Source organism: Actinocatenispora sera (assembly GCF_018324685.1).
Lineage (GTDB): Bacteria > Actinomycetota > Actinomycetes > Mycobacteriales > Micromonosporaceae > Actinocatenispora > Actinocatenispora sera.
In genome coordinates this window covers 2,170,160-2,189,265 of the sequence record NZ_AP023354.1, presented here as the reverse complement: position 1 = coordinate 2,189,265, position 19,106 = coordinate 2,170,160, and the positions used below count along the sequence as shown (strand labels likewise).

Genomic DNA, 19,106 nt, shown 5'->3' with positions numbered 1-19,106 from the left:
CTCAGCCCTCCTGACTCGTCTCGGCCGCGGGGGCCGTCGAAGATGCAGCCGGCTCGGGCGCCGGGCGACCGCCCTGACGCTCGGCCGCGGCCGCGCGACCCGCCTCGGTACCGCCGGCGGTCGTGCCGGACGAACCCGACCGGGTGCGCCGCGGACGGTCGTTGCGGTCCCGGCGCGGACGGCCGGACGGAACCTCCGGCTGCTCACGACCCGGTACGGCCTCGCCCTTGTAGATCCAGACCTTCACGCCGATACGGCCGAAGGTGGTCCGGGCCTCGAAGAAGCCGTAGTCGATGTTGGCGCGCAGCGTGTGCAGCGGAACACGACCCTCGCGGTAGAACTCCGAGCGCGACATCTCGGCGCCGCCGAGGCGGCCGCCGCACTGCACCCGGATGCCCTTGACCAGCGGGTTGCGCATGGCCGACTGGATCGCCTTGCGCATCGCCCGCCGGAACGCGACCCGCTGGGCCAGCTGCTCGGCGATGCCCTGCGCGACGAGCTGGGCGTCCGACTCGGGGTTCTTCACCTCGAGGATGTTGAGCTGGATCTGCTTCTTCGTCAGCTTCTCCAGCTCACCGCGGATGCGGTCCGCCTCGGCGCCCTTGCGGCCGATCACGATGCCGGGACGCGCGGAGTGGATGTCGACGCGGACCCGGTCCCGGGTGCGCTCGATGTCGACCCGGGAGATACCGGCCCGCTCCAGGCCACCGGAGATCATCCGACGGATCTTGACATCCTCGGCGACGTAGTCCTTGTACAGCTTGTCCGCGTACCACCGGGAGGTCCAGTCGGTGCTGATACCGAGCCGGAACCCGTGCGGGTGGACCTTCTGACCCATTACTCCGCGCTCTCCTTCTCGCCGGCCGTCGTGGCTTCTGCCGCCGCAGCCGTCGTAGCCTCGCCCTCGGCGCTCGCCGCCGGCTCGGCCGCCTTCTTCGCCGGCGCGGCCTTCTTCGCCGCCGCCTTCTTGGCGCCCTTCCGGTCCGCCGGTGCCGCCTGCACGCTCTCCACCACGATCGTGATGTGGCAGGTGCGCTTGCGGATCCGGTACGCCCGACCCTGGGCACGCGGACGGAAGCGCCGCAGTGTCGGCCCCTCGTCGACGTACGCCTCGCTGATGAGCAACGAATCCGGGTCCAGCCGCTCGTTGTTCTCGGCGTTGGCGATCGCGGAGGCAACCACCTTGTAGACCGGCTCGCTGGCTGCCTGGGGGGCGAACTTGAGCACCGTGAGGGCCTCCTTCGCGGACATCCCGCGAACGAGGTTGACCACACGGCGCGCCTTCATCGGCGAGGTGCGCACGTGTCGCGCAACCGCCCGCGCGCCGGGAGGCGCAGTAGCGTCGCCCTTAGTTGGCATCGCTGTCCCCTTGCTCGTTTCCTCGTATCGATTCGTACGTCAGCGTCTTTGGTGAAGCAGTGCGACCCGGGGGTCAGCGACGCCGGCTCTTCCTGTCGTCCTTCTCGTGACCCTTGAACGTGCGGGTCAGCGCGAACTCGCCGAGCTTGTGCCCGACCATCGCCTCGGTGATGAACACCGGGATGTGCTTGCGGCCGTTGTGCACCGCGATCGTGTGACCGAGCATCTCGGGCGTGATCGTGGACCGGCGAGACCAGGTCTTGATGACGTTCTTGGTGCCCTTGTCGTTCTGGACTTCCACCTTCTTCATCAGGTGGTCGTCGACGAAGGGGCCCTTCTTGAGGCTGCGAGGCATCCCTACTCCTAGCGCTTCCGGTTGGCGTAACGACGACGAACGATGAGCCGGTCGGACTCCTTGCCCTGACGCCGGGTCCGGCCTTCGGGCTTACCGTTCGGGTTGACCGGGTTACGACCACCGGAGGTCTTGCCCTCACCACCGCCGTGCGGGTGGTCAACCGGGTTCATCGCGACACCACGAACCTTCGGCCGCCGACCCTTCCAGCGCATCCGGCCGGCCTTGCCCCAGTTGATGTTCGACTGCTCGGCGTTGCCCACCTCGCCGATCGTGGCGCGGCAGCGCACGTCGACCATCCGGGTCTCACCGGAGGGCAGCCGCAGCGTGGCGTACATGCCCTCCTTGGCCTGCAGCTGGATGCTGGCGCCGGCGGACCGGCCCAGCTTCGCGCCACCACCGGGCCGCAGCTCCACGGCGTGCACCGTGGTACCGACCGGGATGTTGCGCAGCGGCTTGTTGTTGCCGGGCTGGATGTCGGCGGCCGGGCCGGACTCGACGGTCGCGCCCTGGCCGAGGTTCCGCGGCGCCAGGATGTAGCGCTTGGTGCCGTCGGCGAAGTGCAGCAGCGCGATGCGGGCGGTGCGGTTCGGGTCGTACTCGATGTGCGCGACCTTCGCCGGGATGCCGTCCTTGTCGTTGCGACGGAAGTCGATCAGGCGGTACTGCCGCTTGTGCCCACCACCCTGCCGACGCTGGGTGATCTTGCCCTGCGCGTTGCGACCGCCCTTGTTGTGCAGCGGACGCAGCAGCGACTTCTCCGGCGTGCTTCGCGTGATTTCCGCGAAGTCGGCCACGGACGAGCCGCGACGACCCGGCGTGGTCGGCTTGTACTTGCGGATGCCCATCGTTCTCTCTCTACCTCAAGGCCGGTGTCCATCAGATTCGGTACCGGCGCGCCGCTGTCAGGAAACCGGGCCGCCGAACGCCTCGATCCGGTCGCCCGGAGCGAGGGTCACGATCGCCCGCTTGGTGTCCTTGCGCTTCCCGAAACCGGTCCGGGTGCGCTTGCGCTTGCCCTGCCGGTTGATCGTGTTGACCGACAGCACCTTCACGTTGAAGATCTGCTGGATCGCGATCTTGATCTGCGTCTTGTTCGAGTCCGGGTGGACCAGGAACGTGTACTTGTTCTGGTCCAGCAGGCCGTAACTCTTCTCCGAGACGACCGGCTTGTCGATCACGTCGCGCGGGTCGTTGAAGCTCACGCCGCTCATGCCTGCTCCTCCTCACTCGCCGAGGCCGAACCGTGCCCCTGCACGCCCAGGAACTCGTCGAGCGCGTCGCCGACGAACACCACGTCGTCGTTGACCAGCACGTCGTACGTGTTGAGCTGGTCGGCGGCGAGCAGGTGCACCTCGGGCGCGTTGCGCAGGCTCTTCCAGGTGAGCTCGTCCTCGCGAGCCACCGCGACGAGCACCCGGGCGGCCTTGGTCACCTGGCGCAGCGCGGTCAGCGCGCTCTTCGTGCTCGGGGTGTCCCCCTCGACCAGCGAGGAGACCACGAACACCTGCTCGGCACGCGCCCGGTCGGACAGCGCGCCGCGCAGTGCCGCGCGCTTCATCTTCTTGGGGGTGCGCTGCGAGTAGTCCCGCGGTACGGGGCCGTGCACGGTGCCACCGCCGGCGAACTGCGGCGCCCGGGTCGAACCCTGGCGGGCCCGGCCGGTGCCCTTCTGCCGGTACGGCTTCTTGCCGCCGCCGGAGACCTCGCCGCGGGTCTTGGCCTTGTGCGTGCCCTGCCGGGCCGCGGCCAGCTGAGCCACCACGACCTGGTGCATCAGCGGGATGTTCGCCTGGACGTCGAAGATGTCGTCGGGCAGCTCGGCCGAGCCGGCGTCCTTGCCCTCGCGGTCCAGTACCTTCACCTCAGTCACTTGACACCGCCCTTGCGCAGCGCCTGCTTGGCCGCCGTGCGGATCAGCACCAGCCCGTTCGTCGGGCCGGGGATCGCACCCTTGACCAGCAGGAGGTTGTTCTCCGTGTCGACGTCGACGATCGAGAGGTTCTGCGCGGTGAACCGGTCGGAGCCCATCCGGCCGGCCATCCGCACGCCCTTGAAGACGCGACCCGGAGTGGCGCAGCCGCCGATCGAGCCCGGCGAACGGTGCTTGCGCTCGACGCCGTGCGAGGCCTTCAGGCCATGGAAGCCATGCCGCTTCATCACACCGGCGAAGCCCTTGCCCTTGGTACGGCCGGTCACGTCGACCAGGCCGACGCCGCCGAAGTCGTTCAGCGTGACCTCGGCGCCCAGCTCGTACTCGGCGGCATCGCTGGTGCGGATCTCCACCACGTACCGGCGCGGCGTGACGCCCGCCTTGGCGAAGTGGCCGGCCCGCGGCTTGTTCACCTTGCGCGGGTCGATCGAACCGAACGCCAGCTGCACGGCCGAGTAGCCGTCCTTGTCCTCGGTACGGACCTGGGTGACGACGCACGGTCCGGCCTGCACCACGGTCACCGGGACGACCCGGTTGAACTCGTCCCAGACCTGGGTCATGCCGAGCTTGGTGCCCAGGATTCCCTTGACTTGCCTGTCCATCGTCTCGGTCCCTACAGCTTGATCTCGATGTCGACGCCGGCCGGCAGGTCAAGCCGCATCAGCGAGTCGACGGTCTTCGGAGTCGGGTCGATGATGTCGATCAGCCGCTTGTGCGTACGCATCTCGAAGTGCTCGCGCGAGTCCTTGTACTTGTGCGGCGAGCGGATGACGCAGAAACGGTTGATTTCCGTGGGCAGCGGCACCGGGCCAGCGACCTGCGCCCCGGTGCGCGTCACCGTCTCGACGATCTTTCGCGCCGAGGAGTCGACGACCTCGTGGTCGTAGGCCTTCAGCCGGATGCGGATCTTCTGTCCCGCCATGGTGGCTTCTGATTCCTTCTCTCGTGCCGCTGCCTGGCCAGGAAGCGGAGCAACCGATCTGTCCGAGCGCCCCGGAGTCCCCGACCTGAGGCTCCTGTGGTCCTTCTTCAGTCGATCGGAGAACCGATTCGACCGACCCCCGCGGTCGGGCGTGTCGCCGATTCAAGGTCATGGATCCGCCCGGAAACGGAAGGATCCACCTTGCTCGTCGTCACTGCCCGCAGTTCACCGAACTGACGGTGACCCGTGCGCGGGTCTCGACGCCTGGCACAGCCCCGCCCGGATGTCACACCCGGTCGATTTCGCTGGCCCCGCGCCGTGCGGCGCAAACCCCGCCCGGTAGACCGGCCCAGCCGGCCGAACACACGAGCAGACGCCCCGCGGACGCAACCTGTCTAGTATGCCGTACAGAGTGCGGCGAACGGAAACCGGGGTGACCGGATCCACCTGAGTGGCCGGCCACCCCGCTTACCCGTTACTTGATGATCTTGGTGACCTGACCGGCGCCGACGGTACGACCGCCCTCGCGGATGGCCAGCTTCAGCCCCTCCTCCATGGCGATGGGCTGGATCAGCTCCACCGACATCGAGGTGTTGTCACCGGGCATGACCATCTCGGTGCCCTCGGGGAGGGTCACCACACCGGTCACGTCGGTGGTGCGGAAGTAGAACTGCGGCCGGTAGTTGTTGAAGAACGGCGTGTGCCGCCCACCCTCGTCCTTGCTCAGGATGTAGACCTGGCACTCGAAGTTGGTGTGCGGGGTGATCGTGCCGGGCTTCACGACGACCTGGCCGCGCTCCACGTCCTCGCGCTTGATGCCACGAAGCAGCAGACCGCAGTTCTCACCGGCGCGCGCCTCGTCGAGGATCTTGCGGAACATCTCGACGCTGGTGACGGTGGTCTTGGTCGACTTCTCGCGGATGCCGACGATCTCGACCTCCTCGTTCACCTTCAGCGTGCCGCGCTCGGCGCGACCGGTGACCACGGTGCCGCGGCCGGTGATCGTGAAGACGTCCTCGATCGGCATCAGGAACGGTTTGTCGATGTCGCGCTCCGGCTCAGGGATGTAGGTGTCCACGGCCTCCATGAGGTCCTGGACCGACGTCACCCACTGCTCCTCGCCCTCCAGCGCCTTCAGCGCGGAGACCTTCACGACCGGCAGGTCGTCACCCGGGTACTCCTGGGTCGACAGCAGCTCGCGCACCTCGAGCTCGACGAGCTCCATGAGCTCCTCGTCCTCGACCATGTCCGCCTTGTTCAGGGCGACCACGATGTACGGAACGCCGACCTGGCGGGCCAGCAGCACGTGCTCGCGAGTCTGCGGCATCGGGCCGTCGGTCGCCGCGACCACCAGGATCGCGCCGTCCATCTGGGCGGCACCGGTGATCATGTTCTTGATGTAGTCGGCGTGCCCGGGGCAGTCGACGTGCGCGTAGTGCCGCGACTCGGTCTGGTACTCGACGTGCGAGATCGAGATCGTGATACCGCGCTGCTTCTCCTCAGGCGCGTTGTCGATCTCGTCGAACGGCGTGTACGGGTTGAGGTCCGGGTGCTTGTCGTGCAGGACCTTCGTGATGGCCGCGGTCAGCGTCGTCTTGCCGTGGTCGATGTGACCGATGGTGCCGATGTTGACGTGCGGCTTGGTCCGCTCGAACTTCGCCTTCGCCACTGGTGTCCTCCTGTGGACTGTTCTTTGCTACTTACCTATCCGGTACGGGCACCTGACGCTGGCCGCCGGACGATTTCATGTGATTCGCGAGGGCGGGCCGCCGAGCCGGAGCTCGGCGGCCACACGTCACTCGCCGGTCGCCTTGGCGATGATCTCCTTGGCGACGTTGTTCGGTACCTCGGCGTACGAGTCGAACTGCATCGAGTAGCTCGCCCGGCCCTGCGTCTTCGACCGCAGGTCGTTGACGTAGCCGAACATCTCCGACAGCGGCACCGCGGCCCGAACGACCCGCGCACCGCCGCGCTCCTCCATCGCCTGGATGGTGCCACGCCGCGAGTTCAGGTCGCCGATCACGTCGCCCATGTTCTCCTCGGGCGTGGTGACCTCGACGGCCATCATCGGCTCCAGCAGCACCGCGTTCGCTCGCCGTGCCGCCTCCTTCAGCACCATCGAACCGGCGATCTTGAACGCCATCTCGGACGAGTCGACCTCGTGGTACTGACCGTCGACCAGCGTCAGCTTGACGCCGACCAGCGGGTACCCGGCCAGCACGCCGTACTGCATGGCGTCCTGGGCACCGGCGTCCACCGACGGGATGTACTCCTTCGGCACCCGGCCACCAGTGACCTTGTTGTCGAACTCGTACGTCGGGGAGTCGGGGTCCAGCGGCAGCGGCTCCAGGTTCACGACGACCTTCGCGAACTGGCCGGAGCCACCGGTCTGCTTCTTGTGCAGGTAGGTGACGTTCTCGACCTTGTTCTTGACGGTCTCGCGGTAGGCGACCTGAGGCTTGCCGATGTTCGCCTCGACGTTGAACTCCCGCCGCATGCGGTCGACCAGCACGTCCAGGTGGAGCTCGCCCATGCCGCCGATGACGGTCTGGCCGCTCTCCTCGTCGGTGTGCACCCGGAAGGTCGGGTCCTCCTCGGCCAACCGCTGGATGGCGACGGTCAGCTTCTCCTGGTCGGCCTTCGACTTCGGCTCGATCGCCACGTCGATGACCGGCTCCGGGAACGTCATCGACTCCAGGATCACCGGCTTCGCCGGGTCGCAGAGCGTGTCACCGGTGGTGGTCTGCTTGAGACCCTGCACCGCGACGATGTCGCCGGCCTGCGCCGACGGCCGCTCCTCCCGCTTGTTGGAGTGCATCTGGTAGATCTTGCCGATGCGCTCCTTGCGGTTGTCCTTGGTGGAGTTCACCACCTGGGTACCGACCTCGACCGAACCCGAGTAGATCCGGATGTAGGTGAGCTTGCCGAGGTGCTTGTCGGTCTGCACCTTGAACGCCAGCGAGGCGAACGGCTCGTTCACGTCGGAGTGGCGCTCGATCGGCGTCTCACCGTCGGTCGCGACACCCTGGATGGCGGGCACGTCCAGCGGGCTCGGCAGGTAGTCGATCACGGCGTCGAGCATGGGCTGCACGCCCTTGTTCTTGAACGCCGAACCGCACACCACCGGGTTCGCCTTGTTGGCGATCGTGGCACGGCGGATGCCGGCCTTGATCGCGGCCTCGGACAGCTCCTCGCCCTCGAGGTACTTCTCCATCACCGAGTCGTCGACGTCGGCCAGGGTCTCCAGGAGCTTCTCCCGGTACTCCTCGGCCTTCGCCTGCAGCTCGGCGGGGATGTCCTCGACCGCGTAGTCCTCGCCCTTCTGGGTCTCGCCACGCCAGGTCAGCGCCTTCATCCGGATCAGGTCGACGACGCCGATGAAGTCGGCCTCGTTACCGATCGGAATCTGGAGCACCAACGGGGTCGCGTTGAGCCGGTCGACCATCATGTCGACGCAGCGGAAGAAGTCCGCGCCGGTGCGGTCGAGCTTGTTGACGAAGCACATCCGCGGGACGTGGTACTTGTCCGCCTGCCGCCAGACGTTCTCGGTCTGCGGCTCGACACCTGCGACACCGTCGTAGACCGCGATCGAACCGTCGAGGACGCGCAGCGAACGCTCCACCTCGACGGTGAAGTCGACGTGGCCCGGCGTGTCGATGATCTGGATGGTGTGGTCCTTCCACTCACACTTCGTCGCAGCCGAAGTGATCGTGATGCCACGTTCCTGTTCCTGCTCCATCCAGTCCATGACGGCAGCGCCCTCGTGGACCTCACCGATCTTGTACGTGATGCCGGTGTAGAAGAGGATCCGCTCGGTCGTCGTCGTCTTGCCGGCATCGATGTGGGCCATGATGCCGATGTTGCGAAGCTGGGCCAGGGCGGCGTCAGCTTTAGCCACTGCTACCTCCGTTGCGGTTCGGCCGCCACGTGTCGCGGACCGGGCGGAGCACTACCAGCGGTAGTGCGCGAACGCGCGGTTCGACTCGGCCATCTTGTGGGTGTCCTCGCGGCGCTTGACCGCGGCACCCAGCCCGTTGCTGGCGTCGAGCAGCTCGTTCATCAGCCGCTCGGTCATGGTCTTCTCGCGCCGGGCGCGGGAGTACTGGATCAGCCAGCGCAGGCCCAGGGTGGTGGCGCGCTGCGGGCGCACCTCGACCGGCACCTGGTAGGTCGCGCCACCGACTCGGCGGCTGCGGACCTCCAGGCTGGGCTTGACGTTGTCCAGCGCACGCTTGAGCGTGACCACCGGGTCGGTACCGGACTTCTCCCGGGCGCCTTCCAGCGCGCCGTAGACAAGTCGCTCGGCCAGCTGACGCTTGCCCGAGATGAGCAACTTGTTGACCAGCTGGGTGACGAGCACCGAGCTGTAGACCGGGTCCGGGGTCAGCGGACGACGTGGCGCGGGTCCCTTGCGCGGCATGTCAGCTCTTCTCCCTCTTCGCGCCGTAACGACTGCGCGCCTGCTTGCGGTTGCGCACGCCCTGGGTGTCGAGCGACCCGCGGATGATCTTGTACCGAACACCCGGCAGGTCCTTCACGCGGCCACCGCGCACGAGCACGATCGAGTGCTCCTGCAGGTTGTGGCCGACGCCCGGGATGTAGGCGGTCACCTCGATGCCGCTGGACAGCTTGACGCGCGCCACCTTCCGCAGGGCGGAGTTCGGCTTCTTCGGCGTGGTCGTGAACACACGCGTGCACACGCCGCGCCGCTGCGGGCTGCCGTTCAGCGCCGGCGTCTTGGTCTTGCTGGTCTTCGCCTGACGTCCCTTGCGGACCAGCTGCTGGATCGTGGGCACCGGGTCTTTCGCTCCCTTCGGCCATCGCTGGCCGGGCCAATCGTGAAAGTGATCGGAGTCTTCAGGGTCATGCGGTCTTGAAGACCGTGGTGCAGTCTTCAAGGTCGTGCGTGTTGCCGTTTCCGGGGTGTCGTGCCTGGTGAGCCCGTGTCGAGTCCGGGGCGCCGGGCAGGTACCGATGGCCCCCGCCGACGGATGCGCAGATCGGCGGCCGGTGGACCGACCCCCGCGGTCGGGCGTGTCGCCCGCTCGCGAACCGACGCACTGCACAATTGCTTGACGCAGTGCCCTGCACATTCACTTGACACACTCTTGTCGCACGTCGCGGTGTGGCGCGCCGGTTGGTCGGGCCCGATCAGCCCCGACAGGTCGGCGAGGCAACCACGCCAACCACGGACGCACACGCGACGAGCCCAGGCAGTGCCCAGGCACGAAGACCAAGAGTACCCACCATCCGGACCAGGGTCAAAACGGGGGTGCCATCTCGGCCACGCGCCTGGGCCGACGCCCGACGTCATCTGTTGTGACTGCCCAGCCTACCGGTTGGGCGGACGCCGCCGGCGCCGGCCCGGAAACTTCGTGATCTGGCTCGCGCCTCCGAGTCAGGTGGCGTACGCCACCAGCAGGATCACCTGGATGATCAGCCCGATGAGGCCGAGACCGGCACCGACCGCACCGCAGATGATGCCGGCCAGGGCCATCCCGGCGCCGCTCTGGTCGGTCGCGCCGGACGTGGTGGTCAGGGTCTTTCGCGCCATGATCCCCATCACCAGGCCGGCCACACCGGCCAGGATGGCCGGGATGCTGATGATCAACGAGCAGAAGCCACCGATCGCGATCGCACAGCCGGCGATGCCGGCCACCATCGCGCCGACCGCCAGCCCGGAGTTCGGCGGCTTGCTCGCCGGCAGCATCACGCCGTACTGCGGGGTGGGCGGCGGCACCGCGTACCCACCGGGCGGCAGCCCGGGCTGCGCCGGCGCCCCGTAGCCGACTGGCGGCGGTGCGCCGTAGCCGACTGGCGGTTGCGGTGGGCCGTACCCACCGGCCGGTGGTTGCGGTGCGCCGTACCCACCGACCGGTGGGTAACCGGGTGGCTGCGGCGCCCCGTACTGCGGCGGGGCCGGAGGCCGCGGGTAACCGGGCGCCGCGGGCTGCCCGTACGCCGGGGCGGACGGCTGGCCGTAGGCGGCCGGGGCGCTGGCCTGCGTGTCCGGCGCGTAGTCACCCGGCGCCGGCGGGCCGGACTGCGCATACGACCCGGCACCGGAGGTCGCCCCGGCGCCGTACCCACCGGGCGAGGTCGCCGGCTCGTCGGCCGCCAGATGCCGTGGCGGCGGGGAGCTGACCGGCGACTCCGGCTCGGCCGACGGCAGGGTGAAGGCCGGCCCGCTGGCCGGTGGGGCGGGCGGCGGCTCGGGGGCCGGCGGCCGCGGCGGCACGTTCGACGCCTCGACGCCGCGATCGGCGTCGGAGGGGATCAGGTAGCCGGGATCCGGCGGAGCGGCGGGGCGGTCGCCGTGCCCGGACTGGTCGCTCATGCGAGTCCTTCCTGGAGCGATGCTGACGCGGCAACACTACGAAGTCAGTTCACGTCCGAGCCGTACCGGACACCGGAGCCACCGTCCGAGCCGCCGAGCTGGAAGATCGCGAACACGATCCCGACCACGACCACCGCGACGGCCACCAGCAGCGCCAGCCGGGCCAACCGGGTACCGACGCGCAGCGGTGCCACCCCGGTGAGGAAGCCGCCCGAGGCACGCATCTCCGCCTCGGTGCTGCGGGCCAGCAGCAGCGCGAACCCGGCCGGCAGGGCACCCGCCACCACCGGCGAGAACAGCAGCCCGATCGCCGCCAACCAGACGACCGCGAGCGCCTTGGTCGACCTCGTCGGATCGGGGTCCTGCGGGTGCCGGCGCGCGGCGGTCCGCTCGGCGCCGACCGGCGCCGGACCACCTGCTGGAATCAACCGAAGCCCCCTGTCTCGGCGGCCGGGGTGAATCCGGCCGCACCGGTAGCGCCCAACGCTACCCGGCGAACCTGAGCGGCTCCCAGCAGCCGGGCGCGCCACCGGAGGCACCGGAGGCACCGGAACGCGCAGAAACGGCGCGGGCCGCCGGCACCCGAAGGTACCGACGGCCCGCGATCGTTGCGGTGGCCGACGGTCGAGACCGCCGACCTCGCGCCGGCGGCCGAAGCCGCCAGCCCTGCGCCGGCGGCCGAAGCCGCCGGTGCTGCGTCAGCGGCCGAAGCCGCCGAGGTCGTAGTCGTCCAGCGGCACTGCCTGCCCGCTGGCCGGCCCGAACCCGTAGTCGGTGTCGCCGTACCCGGTCATCGAGTACACCTGGGCCTTCGCCTCCTCGGTCGGCTCGACCCGGATGTTGCGGTACTTGGAGATACCGGTACCGGCCGGGATGAGCTTACCGATGATGACGTTCTCCTTGAGGCCGATGAGCGAGTCGCTGCGCGCCTCGATCGCGGCCTCGGTGAGGACCCGGGTGGTCTCCTGGAAGGAGGCCGCGGACAGCCACGATTCGGTCGCGAGCGACGCCTTCGTGATGCCCATCAGCACCGGACGTGCCGACGCCGGCCGGCCACCCTCGGCAACCAGACGACGCACCTCGGCGTCGAAGGTCGCCGACTCGACCGGCGAGCCGGGCAGGAACTCCGTGTCACCGGACTCGATCACGATGTACCGGCGCAGCATCTGCCGGACGATGATCTCGATGTGCTTGTCGTGGATGTGCACACCCTGCGACCGGTAGACCTGCTGGACCTCCTGCACCGTGTGCAGCTGCACGTTGCGGCGGTTGGTGATGCGCAGCAGCTCGTGCGGGTCCACGGTGCCCTCGGTGAGCTTCTCCGCCACCTCGGCGTGTTCGCCGTCCTGCTTGCGCAGCCTGGTACGCCGCGGGATCTTGTCGTACACGACCTCATCGGAGCCGTCGTCCGGCACGATGATGATCTTGCGCGACTTCTCCCCCTCCTCGATCCGGACCCGGCCGGCCTTCTCCGCGATCGGAGCCTTGCCCTTCGGGACCCGAGCCTCGAAGATCTCGGTGACACGCGGCAGACCCTGGGTGATGTCGTCACCCGCGACGCCACCGGTGTGGAAGGTACGCATGGTCAGCTGCGTACCCGGCTCACCGATGGACTGGGCCGCGATGATGCCGACCGCCTCGCCGATGTCGACCAGCTGACCGGTCGGCAGCGAACGGCCGTAGCACTGCGCGCAGACCCCGAGCCGCGACTCGCAGGTCAGCACCGACCGCACCCGGACGGTCTTGACGCCGCCGGCGACCAGCTTGTCCACCAGCGGGCCACCGACATCGGTGTTCCGGGTGGCGATCAGCTCGCCGTCGGTGCCGTAGACGTCCTCGGCCAGCGAGCGCGCGAAGACCGAGGTCTCCACGTACTCGTCCTTGACCAGCTTGCCGTCGATCTCGGTGGCGACCGTCATCGGCACGGCCCGCTCGGTACCGCAGTCGTCCTCGCGGATGATCACGTCCTGCGAGACGTCGACCAGCCGTCGGGTCAGGTAACCCGAGTCGGCGGTCCGCAGCGCGGTGTCGGCCAGACCCTTCCGGGCGCCGTGCGTGGCGATGAAGTACTCCAGCACGGAGAGACCCTCGCGGTAGCTCGACTTGATCGGCCGCGGGATGATCTCACCCTTCGGGTTGGCCACCAGGCCACGGATGGCCGCGATCTGCCGGAGCTGCAGCATGTTGCCGCGAGCACCGGAGTTGATCATCTTCCACAGCGCGTTCTCCTGCGGAAGTGCGTCCTCCATGTCCTTGGTGACCTCGTTGGTCGCCTTGGTCCAGATCTCGATCAGCTCGCCGCGGCGCTCCTCGGCGGTCATCAGACCACGCTGGTACTGCTTGTCCACCTGCGCGGCGTCCGACTCGTACCGCTCCAGAATCGCCTTCTTGTGCGGCGGGTTGACCACGTCGGCGATGCCGATCGTCAGCCCCGACCAGGTGGCCCAGTGGTAGCCGGCCTCCTTCAGCGCGTCCAGCGTCGCCGCCAGCAGCACCTTCGGAGCCCGCTCGGCCAGGTCGTTGATGATCGCCGACAGCTGACCCTTGCGGATCTCGTAGTTGACGAACGGGTAGTCCTCGGGCAGCGCCTCGTTGAACAGCACCCGGCCCAGCGTGGTGTCGAGCAGCACCCGGTCGCCCGGCTGCCACCCCTCCGGCGCCTGCCATGCCTCGGCACCGACGCCGTTGTTCACCGCGCTGACCCCGGTCAGCCGGATCCGGACCGGCGCCTGCAGGTCCAGCTCACCGGCGTCGAACGCCATCTGCGCCTCGCCCGGCGTACCGAACACCCGGCCCTCGCCCTTGCCACCCTCGCTGCGGTGGGTCAGGTGGTACAGCCCGATGATCATCTCGTGCGACGGCATCGTGACCGGCTTGCCGTCCGAGGGCTTCAGGATGTTGTTCGAGGACAGCATCAGGATGCGGGCCTCGGCCTGCGCCTCGGTCGACAGCGGTACGTGCACCGCCATCTGGTCGCCGTCGAAGTCGGCGTTGAACGCGGCGCACACCAGCGGGTGCAGCTGGATCGCCTTGCCCTCGATCAGCTGCGGCTCGAACGCCTGGATGCCGAGCCGGTGCAGGGTCGGGGCACGGTTCAGCAGCACCGGGTGCTCGGAGATGACCTCTTCCAGGACATCCCACACCGCGGTGCGGCCACGCTCGACCATCCGCTTCGCCGACTTGATGTTCTGCGCGTGGTTCAGGTCGACCAGGCGCTTCATCACGAACGGCTTGAACAGCTCCAGCGCCATGTACCGCGGCAGGCCGCACTGGTGCAGCTTGAGCCGCGGGCCGACCACGATGACCGAACGGCCGGAGTAGTCGACGCGCTTGCCCAACAGGTTCTGCCGGAACCGGCCCTGCTTGCCCTTGAGCATGTCGGACAGCGACTTCAGCGGCCGGTTACCGGGACCGGTGACCGGGCGCCCGCGGCGGCCGTTGTCGAACAGCGCGTCGACGGCCTCCTGCAGCATCCGCTTCTCGTTGTTGACGATGATCTCGGGCGCGCCGAGGTCGATCAGCCGCTTGAGCCGGTTGTTCCGGTTGATCACGCGGCGGTACAGGTCGTTCAGGTCGGAGGTGGCGAACCGGCCACCGTCCAGCTGCACCATCGGGCGCAGGTCCGGCGGGATCACCGGGACGCAGTCGAGCACCATGCCCAGCGGCGAGTTGCGGGTGGTCTGGAACGCCGCGACGACCTTCAGCCGCTTCAGCGCCCGGATCTTCCGCTGCCCCTTGCCGGACCGGATGGTCTCGCGCAGGTTCTCGGACTCGGCGTCCAGGTTGAGGTTCTCCAGCAGCGCCTTGATCGCCTCGGCGCCCATGCCGCCCTCGAAGTACTCCCCGAAGCGGTCCCGCAGTTCGCGGTAGAGCAGCTCGTCCGGGACCAGCTGCTTGGGCTCCAGCTTGCGGAAGGTCTCCATGACCTCGTCGAGCCGGTCGATCTCCCGCTGCGCGCGGTCGCGGATCTGGCGCATCTCACGCTCGCCGGACTCCTTGACCTTGCGCCGGACGTCGCTCTTGGCACCCTCGGCCTCGAGCTCGGCCAGGTCGGTCTCGAGCTTCTTGGCGCGCGCGTCCACGTCGGCGTCGCGGCGGTTCTCCAGCTGGCGCTTCTCCGCACCGATCTCCGACTCGATGGTCGGCAGGTCACGGTGCCGGGCCTCGGTGTCCACCTGCGTCACCACGTACGCGGCGAAGTAGATGATCTTCTCGAGGTCCTTCGGCGCGATGTCCAGCAGGTAGCCCAGCCGGCTCGGCACGCCCTTGAAGTACCAGATGTGCGTGACGGACGCGGCCAGCTCGATGTGGCCCATCCGCTCACGACGCACCTTGGCGCGAGTCACCTCGACGCCGCAGCGCTCACAGATGATGCCCTTGAACCGGACGCGCTTGTACTTGCCGCAGTAGCACTCCCAGTCGCGGGTGGGGCCGAAGATCTTCTCGCAGAAGAGCCCGTCCTTCTCCGGCTTCAGGGTGCGGTAGTTGATCGTCTCGGGCTTCTTGACCTCGCCATGCGACCACTGCCGAATGTCGTCGGCGCTGGCCAGGCCGATCCGCAGCTCGTCGAAGAAGTTCACGTCGAGCACTTGTGGTCAGTCCCCTTTGGGTTGTGGCCGGACGGTGTGCACGCCGCCCGGCCGGTGGTATCGGCCGCTGTCGTCGGGGTACCGGGGCGCCGCAGCGCCCCGGTACAACCACTCAGACCTCTTCGACGCTGCTCGGCTCGTGCCGGGACAGGTCGATACCGAGTTCCTCCGCGGCGCGGAACACCTCGTCGTCGCTGTCCTTCATCTCCAGGGTGCTGCCGTCGCTGGAGAGCACCTCGACGTTGAGGCACAGCGACTGCAGCTCCTTGAGCAGGACCTTGAACGACTCCGGGATGCCCGGTTCGGGGATGTTCTCGCCCTTGACGATCGCCTCGTACACCTTGACGCGGCCGACCACGTCGTCGGACTTGATCGTCAGCAGTTCCTGCAGCGCGTAGGCCGCGCCGTAGGCCTGCATGGCCCAGCACTCCATCTCGCCGAACCGCTGGCCACCGAACTGCGCCTTACCACCCAGCGGCTGCTGGGTGATCATCGAGTACGGGCCGGTGGAGCGGGCGTGGATCTTGTCGTCCACCAGGTGGTTCAGCTTGATGATGTACATGTAGCCGACCGCGATCGGCGACGGGAACGGCTCGCCGGAGCGACCGTCGAACAGCTTCGCCTTGCCGGTACGCCCGATCAGCTGGGTGCCGTCCCGGTTCGGGAGCGACGCCTCCAGCATGCCGGCGATCTCCTCCTCGTGCGCGCCGTCGAACACCGGCGTGGCCAGGTTCGTGTCCGGCTCGGACGAGTCGGCGTCGATCGAGGCGAGCGACTGCTTCCACGGGGTGTCGTCGACCTTCAGCTTCCAGCCGTTCTTGGCCAGCCAGCCGAGGTGGGTCTCCAGCACCTGTCCGACGTTCATCCGGCTCGGCACGCCGAGCGGGTTCAGCACGATGTCGACCGGGGTGCCGTCCTCCAGGAACGGCATGTCCTCCAGCGGCAGGATCTTGGAGATGACGCCCTTGTTGCCGTGGCGTCCGGCGAGCTTGTCGCCGTCCTGGATCTTGCGCTTCTGGGCGACGTACACCCGGACCAGCTCGTTCACGCCCGGGGACAGCTCGTCGCCGTCCTCCCGGCTGAACGTGCGGACACCGATCACCGTGCCGGACTCGCCGTGCGGCACCTTCAGCGAGGTGTCCCGGACCTCCCGGGCCTTCTCACCGAAGATCGCGCGCAGCAGCCGCTCCTCCGGGGTCAGCTCGGTCTCGCCCTTCGGGGTGACCTTGCCGACCAGGATGTCGCCGTCCCGGACCTCGGCGCCGATGCGGATGATGCCCCGCTCGTCGAGGTCGGCCAGCATCTCCTCGGAGACGTTCGGGATGTCCCGGGTGATCTCCTCCGGACCCAGCTTGGTGTCGCGGGCGTCGACCTCGTGCTCCTCGATGTGGATCGAGGAGAGCACGTCCTCCTGCACGATGCGCTGCGAGAGGATGATCGCGTCCTCGTAGTTGTAGCCCTCCCACGGCATGAACGCGACCAGCAGGTTCTTGCCGAGCGCCATCTCACCTTCGTCGGTGCACGGCCCGTCGGCGATCACCTGGCCCGCCTCGACCCGCTGTCCCTCGTCCACGACCGGGCTCTGGTTGATGCAGGTACCGGCGTTGGAGCGGCGGAACTTGTGCAGCAGGTAGGTGCGGCGGTGGCCGTCGTCCTGGTGCACCGTCACGTAGTCGGCACACAGGTCCTCGACGACACCGGGCTCCTCGGCGACGACGACGTCACCGGCGTCGACCGCGGCGCGGTATTCCATTCCGGTACCGACGAACGGCGACTCCGCCTTGATCAGCGGCACCGCCTGACGCTGCATGTTCGCACCCATCAGGGCGCGGTTCGCGTCGTCGTGCTCCAGGAACGGGATCATCGCGGTGGCGACGGAGACCATCTGCCGCGGCGAGACGTCGATGTAGTCGACGGCTCCCGGCGCGACGGCCTCGAACTCGCCGCCCTTACGACGGACCAGCACGGTGTCCTCGACGAACGACCCGTCCTCGGTCAGCTGCGCGTTGGCCTGCGCGATGACGTACCTGTCCTCCTCGTCGGCGGTCAGGTACTGCACCTCGTCGGTGACCTTGCCCTCGATCACCTTCCGGTACGGCGTCTCGATGAAGCCGAACGCGTTGACCCGCGCGAACGCGGCCAGCGCGCCGATCAGGCCGATGTTCGGGCCTTCCGGCGTCTCGATCGGGCACATCCGGCCGTAGTGGGACGGGTGGACGTCACGGACCTCCATGCCCGCCCGGTCCCGGGACAGACCGCCCGGGCCCAGCGCCGACAGCCGCCGGCGGTGGGTCAGACCCGTGAGCGGGTTGGCCTGGTCCATGAACTGGGAGAGCTGGCTGGTGCCGAAGAACTCCTTGATCGCGGCCACCACCGGCCGGATGTTGATCAGGGTCTGCGGCGTGATCGCCTCGACGTCCTGCGTGGTCATGCGCTCCCGCACGACGCGCTCCATCCGGGACAGGCCGACACGGACCTGGTTCTGGATGAGCTCGCCGACGGTGCGCAGCCGACGGTTGCCGAAGTGGTCGATGTCGTCCGGGTCGTACCCGTCCTCGCCGGTGTGCAGACGGCACAGGTATTCGATCGTGGAGACGATGTCGTCCTCGGTCAGCACCCCGGTGGTGATGGGCGTGTCGAGTTCCAGCTTCTTGTCCACCTTGTAGCGACCGACCTTGGCCAGGTCGTACCGCTTCGGGTTGAAGAAGAGGTTGTCGAGCAGCGTCTGCGCGTTCTCCCGCGTCGGCGGCTCACCCGGCCGCAGCTTGCGGTAGATGTCCAGCAGCGCCTCGTCCTGGCTGCCGATGTGGTCCTTCTCCAGGGTGGCCAGCATGATCTCGGACCAGCTGAACCGTTCCCGGATCTGCTCGTTCGACCAACCGATGGCCTTGAGCAGGACGGTGACGGCCTGACGACGCTTGCGGTCGATGCGCACACCGGCGGTGTCGCGCTTGTCGATGTCGAACTCCAGCCAGGCACCCCGGCTCGGGATGACCTTCACGCTGGAGACATCGCGGTCGGACGTCTTGTCGGGCTGCTTGTCGAAGTAGACACCCGGCGAGCGGACCAACTGGGACACGACGACACGCTCGGTGCCATTGACGATGAACGTGCCCTTGCTCGTCATCATCGGGAAGTCACCCATGAACACGGTCTGGCTCTTGATCTCGCCAGTCGTGTGGTTGATGAACTCCGCGGTGACGAACAGCGGCGCGCAGTAGGTGAGGTCCTTCTCCTTACATTCTTCGATCGACGCCTTCACCTCGTCGAACCGAGGGTTCGAGAAGGAAAGCGACATAGTGCCGGAGAAGTCCTCGATGGGACTGATCTCCTCCAGGATCTCCGCGAGTCCACTCCGAGCGGCGGAGTCATCGGCACTGCGAGCGCGCCAGGCCTCGTTGCCCACCAGCCAGTCGAACGACTCGGTCTGGATGGCAAGGAGGTTGGGCACCTCAAGGTGTTCGGTGATCCTGCCGAAGGAGACTCGGCGGGGAGCGTATGCACTCGTGGTCAGGGTCTTCGCAGGGCGGGAAGCTGCCAAGATGCGTCCTTCCGAGGACCTGTCAGCGACGGCCGTTTCGCGCGCACCCCAAACGACTCCCCAAAAACCGCCC

The 19,106-nt window shown here is 68.1% G+C and carries 16 protein-coding genes; all 16 read right to left on the bottom strand.

Annotated elements, in window-relative coordinates:
* Position 1 precedes the first annotated feature (1 nt).
* Complete coding sequence (gene rpsC / locus Asera_RS10530; RefSeq protein WP_030446766.1) at positions 2–838, bottom strand: 30S ribosomal protein S3; 837 nt, start codon at positions 836–838, stop codon at positions 2–4.
* Positions 838–1,359, bottom strand: a complete 522-nt coding sequence (gene rplV / locus Asera_RS10525) for a 50S ribosomal protein L22 (protein WP_030446765.1) — start codon at positions 1,357–1,359, stop codon at positions 838–840. Before rplV ends, rpsC begins: the two co-directional genes overlap by 1 nt.
* Before the next feature lie 73 nt (positions 1,360–1,432).
* Positions 1,433–1,714 (bottom strand): 30S ribosomal protein S19, encoded by a 282-nt coding sequence (gene rpsS / locus Asera_RS10520; RefSeq protein WP_030446764.1) that lies wholly within the window; start codon positions 1,712–1,714, stop codon positions 1,433–1,435.
* 8 nt (positions 1,715–1,722) lie between these two features.
* Complete coding sequence (rplB, locus tag Asera_RS10515; protein ID WP_030446763.1) at positions 1,723–2,559, bottom strand: 50S ribosomal protein L2; 837 nt, start codon at positions 2,557–2,559, stop codon at positions 1,723–1,725.
* Between the two features lie 57 nt (positions 2,560–2,616).
* Positions 2,617–2,925: a 50S ribosomal protein L23 gene (rplW, locus tag Asera_RS10510; RefSeq protein WP_030446762.1), complete on the bottom strand. Its 309-nt coding sequence runs from the start codon at positions 2,923–2,925 to the stop codon at positions 2,617–2,619.
* Entirely contained in the window at positions 2,922–3,584 is a 663-nt protein-coding gene (rplD, locus tag Asera_RS10505) for a 50S ribosomal protein L4 (RefSeq protein ID WP_030446761.1), read from the bottom strand. Before rplD ends, rplW begins: the two co-directional genes overlap by 4 nt.
* Complete coding sequence (gene rplC / locus Asera_RS10500; RefSeq protein WP_030446760.1) at positions 3,581–4,246, bottom strand: 50S ribosomal protein L3; 666 nt, start codon at positions 4,244–4,246, stop codon at positions 3,581–3,583. Before rplC ends, rplD begins: the two co-directional genes overlap by 4 nt.
* A gap of 11 nt (positions 4,247–4,257) precedes the next feature.
* Positions 4,258–4,566 carry a 30S ribosomal protein S10 gene (gene rpsJ, locus Asera_RS10495; protein WP_007073037.1) on the bottom strand — a complete coding sequence of 103 codons (309 nt, stop codon included), beginning with the start codon at positions 4,564–4,566 and terminating at the stop codon, positions 4,258–4,260.
* Positions 4,567–5,041: 475 nt separating this feature from the next.
* Positions 5,042–6,235: an elongation factor Tu gene (tuf, locus tag Asera_RS10490; RefSeq protein ID WP_030446759.1), complete on the bottom strand. Its 1,194-nt coding sequence runs from the start codon at positions 6,233–6,235 to the stop codon at positions 5,042–5,044.
* 126 nt (positions 6,236–6,361) lie between these two features.
* Positions 6,362–8,464 (bottom strand): elongation factor G, encoded by a 2,103-nt coding sequence (gene fusA, locus Asera_RS10485; RefSeq protein ID WP_030446758.1) that lies wholly within the window; start codon positions 8,462–8,464, stop codon positions 6,362–6,364.
* Positions 8,465–8,515: 51 nt separating this feature from the next.
* Complete coding sequence (gene rpsG, locus Asera_RS10480; RefSeq protein WP_030446757.1) at positions 8,516–8,986, bottom strand: 30S ribosomal protein S7; 471 nt, start codon at positions 8,984–8,986, stop codon at positions 8,516–8,518.
* A 1-nt stretch (position 8,987) separates the two neighbouring features.
* On the bottom strand, positions 8,988–9,362 hold the full coding sequence (rpsL, locus tag Asera_RS10475) for a 30S ribosomal protein S12 (protein WP_030446756.1): 375 nt from the start codon (positions 9,360–9,362) through the stop codon (positions 8,988–8,990).
* A 602-nt stretch (positions 9,363–9,964) separates the two neighbouring features.
* Positions 9,965–10,903 carry a DUF4190 domain-containing protein gene (locus tag Asera_RS10470; RefSeq protein WP_030446755.1) on the bottom strand — a complete coding sequence of 313 codons (939 nt, stop codon included), beginning with the start codon at positions 10,901–10,903 and terminating at the stop codon, positions 9,965–9,967.
* Between the two features lie 44 nt (positions 10,904–10,947).
* Complete coding sequence (locus Asera_RS10465) at positions 10,948–11,331, bottom strand: hypothetical protein (protein WP_244843819.1); 384 nt, start codon at positions 11,329–11,331, stop codon at positions 10,948–10,950.
* A 270-nt stretch (positions 11,332–11,601) separates the two neighbouring features.
* Positions 11,602–15,492 (bottom strand): DNA-directed RNA polymerase subunit beta', encoded by a 3,891-nt coding sequence (locus tag Asera_RS10460; protein WP_030446753.1) that lies wholly within the window; start codon positions 15,490–15,492, stop codon positions 11,602–11,604.
* Positions 15,493–15,604: 112 nt separating this feature from the next.
* Positions 15,605–19,033: a DNA-directed RNA polymerase subunit beta gene (gene rpoB / locus Asera_RS10455; RefSeq protein WP_030446752.1), complete on the bottom strand. Its 3,429-nt coding sequence runs from the start codon at positions 19,031–19,033 to the stop codon at positions 15,605–15,607.
* Between the last annotated feature and the right edge of the window lie 73 nt (positions 19,034–19,106).

Bases quoted from the DNA above. Each gene is read 5' to 3' on its own strand.
- rpsC (WP_030446766.1), bottom strand. From the start codon at position 838: ATGGGTCAGAAGGTCCACCCGCACGGGTTCCGGCTCGGTATCAGCACC.
- rplV (WP_030446765.1), bottom strand. From the start codon at position 1,359: ATGCCAACTAAGGGCGACGCTACTGCGCCTCCCGGCGCGCGGGCGGTT.
- rpsS (WP_030446764.1), bottom strand. From the start codon at position 1,714: ATGCCTCGCAGCCTCAAGAAGGGCCCCTTCGTCGACGACCACCTGATG.
- rplB (WP_030446763.1), bottom strand. From the start codon at position 2,559: ATGGGCATCCGCAAGTACAAGCCGACCACGCCGGGTCGTCGCGGCTCG.
- rplW (WP_030446762.1), bottom strand. From the start codon at position 2,925: ATGAGCGGCGTGAGCTTCAACGACCCGCGCGACGTGATCGACAAGCCG.
- rplC (WP_030446760.1), bottom strand. From the start codon at position 4,246: ATGGACAGGCAAGTCAAGGGAATCCTGGGCACCAAGCTCGGCATGACC.
- rpsJ (WP_007073037.1), bottom strand. From the start codon at position 4,566: ATGGCGGGACAGAAGATCCGCATCCGGCTGAAGGCCTACGACCACGAG.
- rpsG (WP_030446757.1), bottom strand. From the start codon at position 8,986: ATGCCGCGCAAGGGACCCGCGCCACGTCGTCCGCTGACCCCGGACCCG.
- Asera_RS10470 (WP_030446755.1), bottom strand. From the start codon at position 10,903: ATGAGCGACCAGTCCGGGCACGGCGACCGCCCCGCCGCTCCGCCGGAT.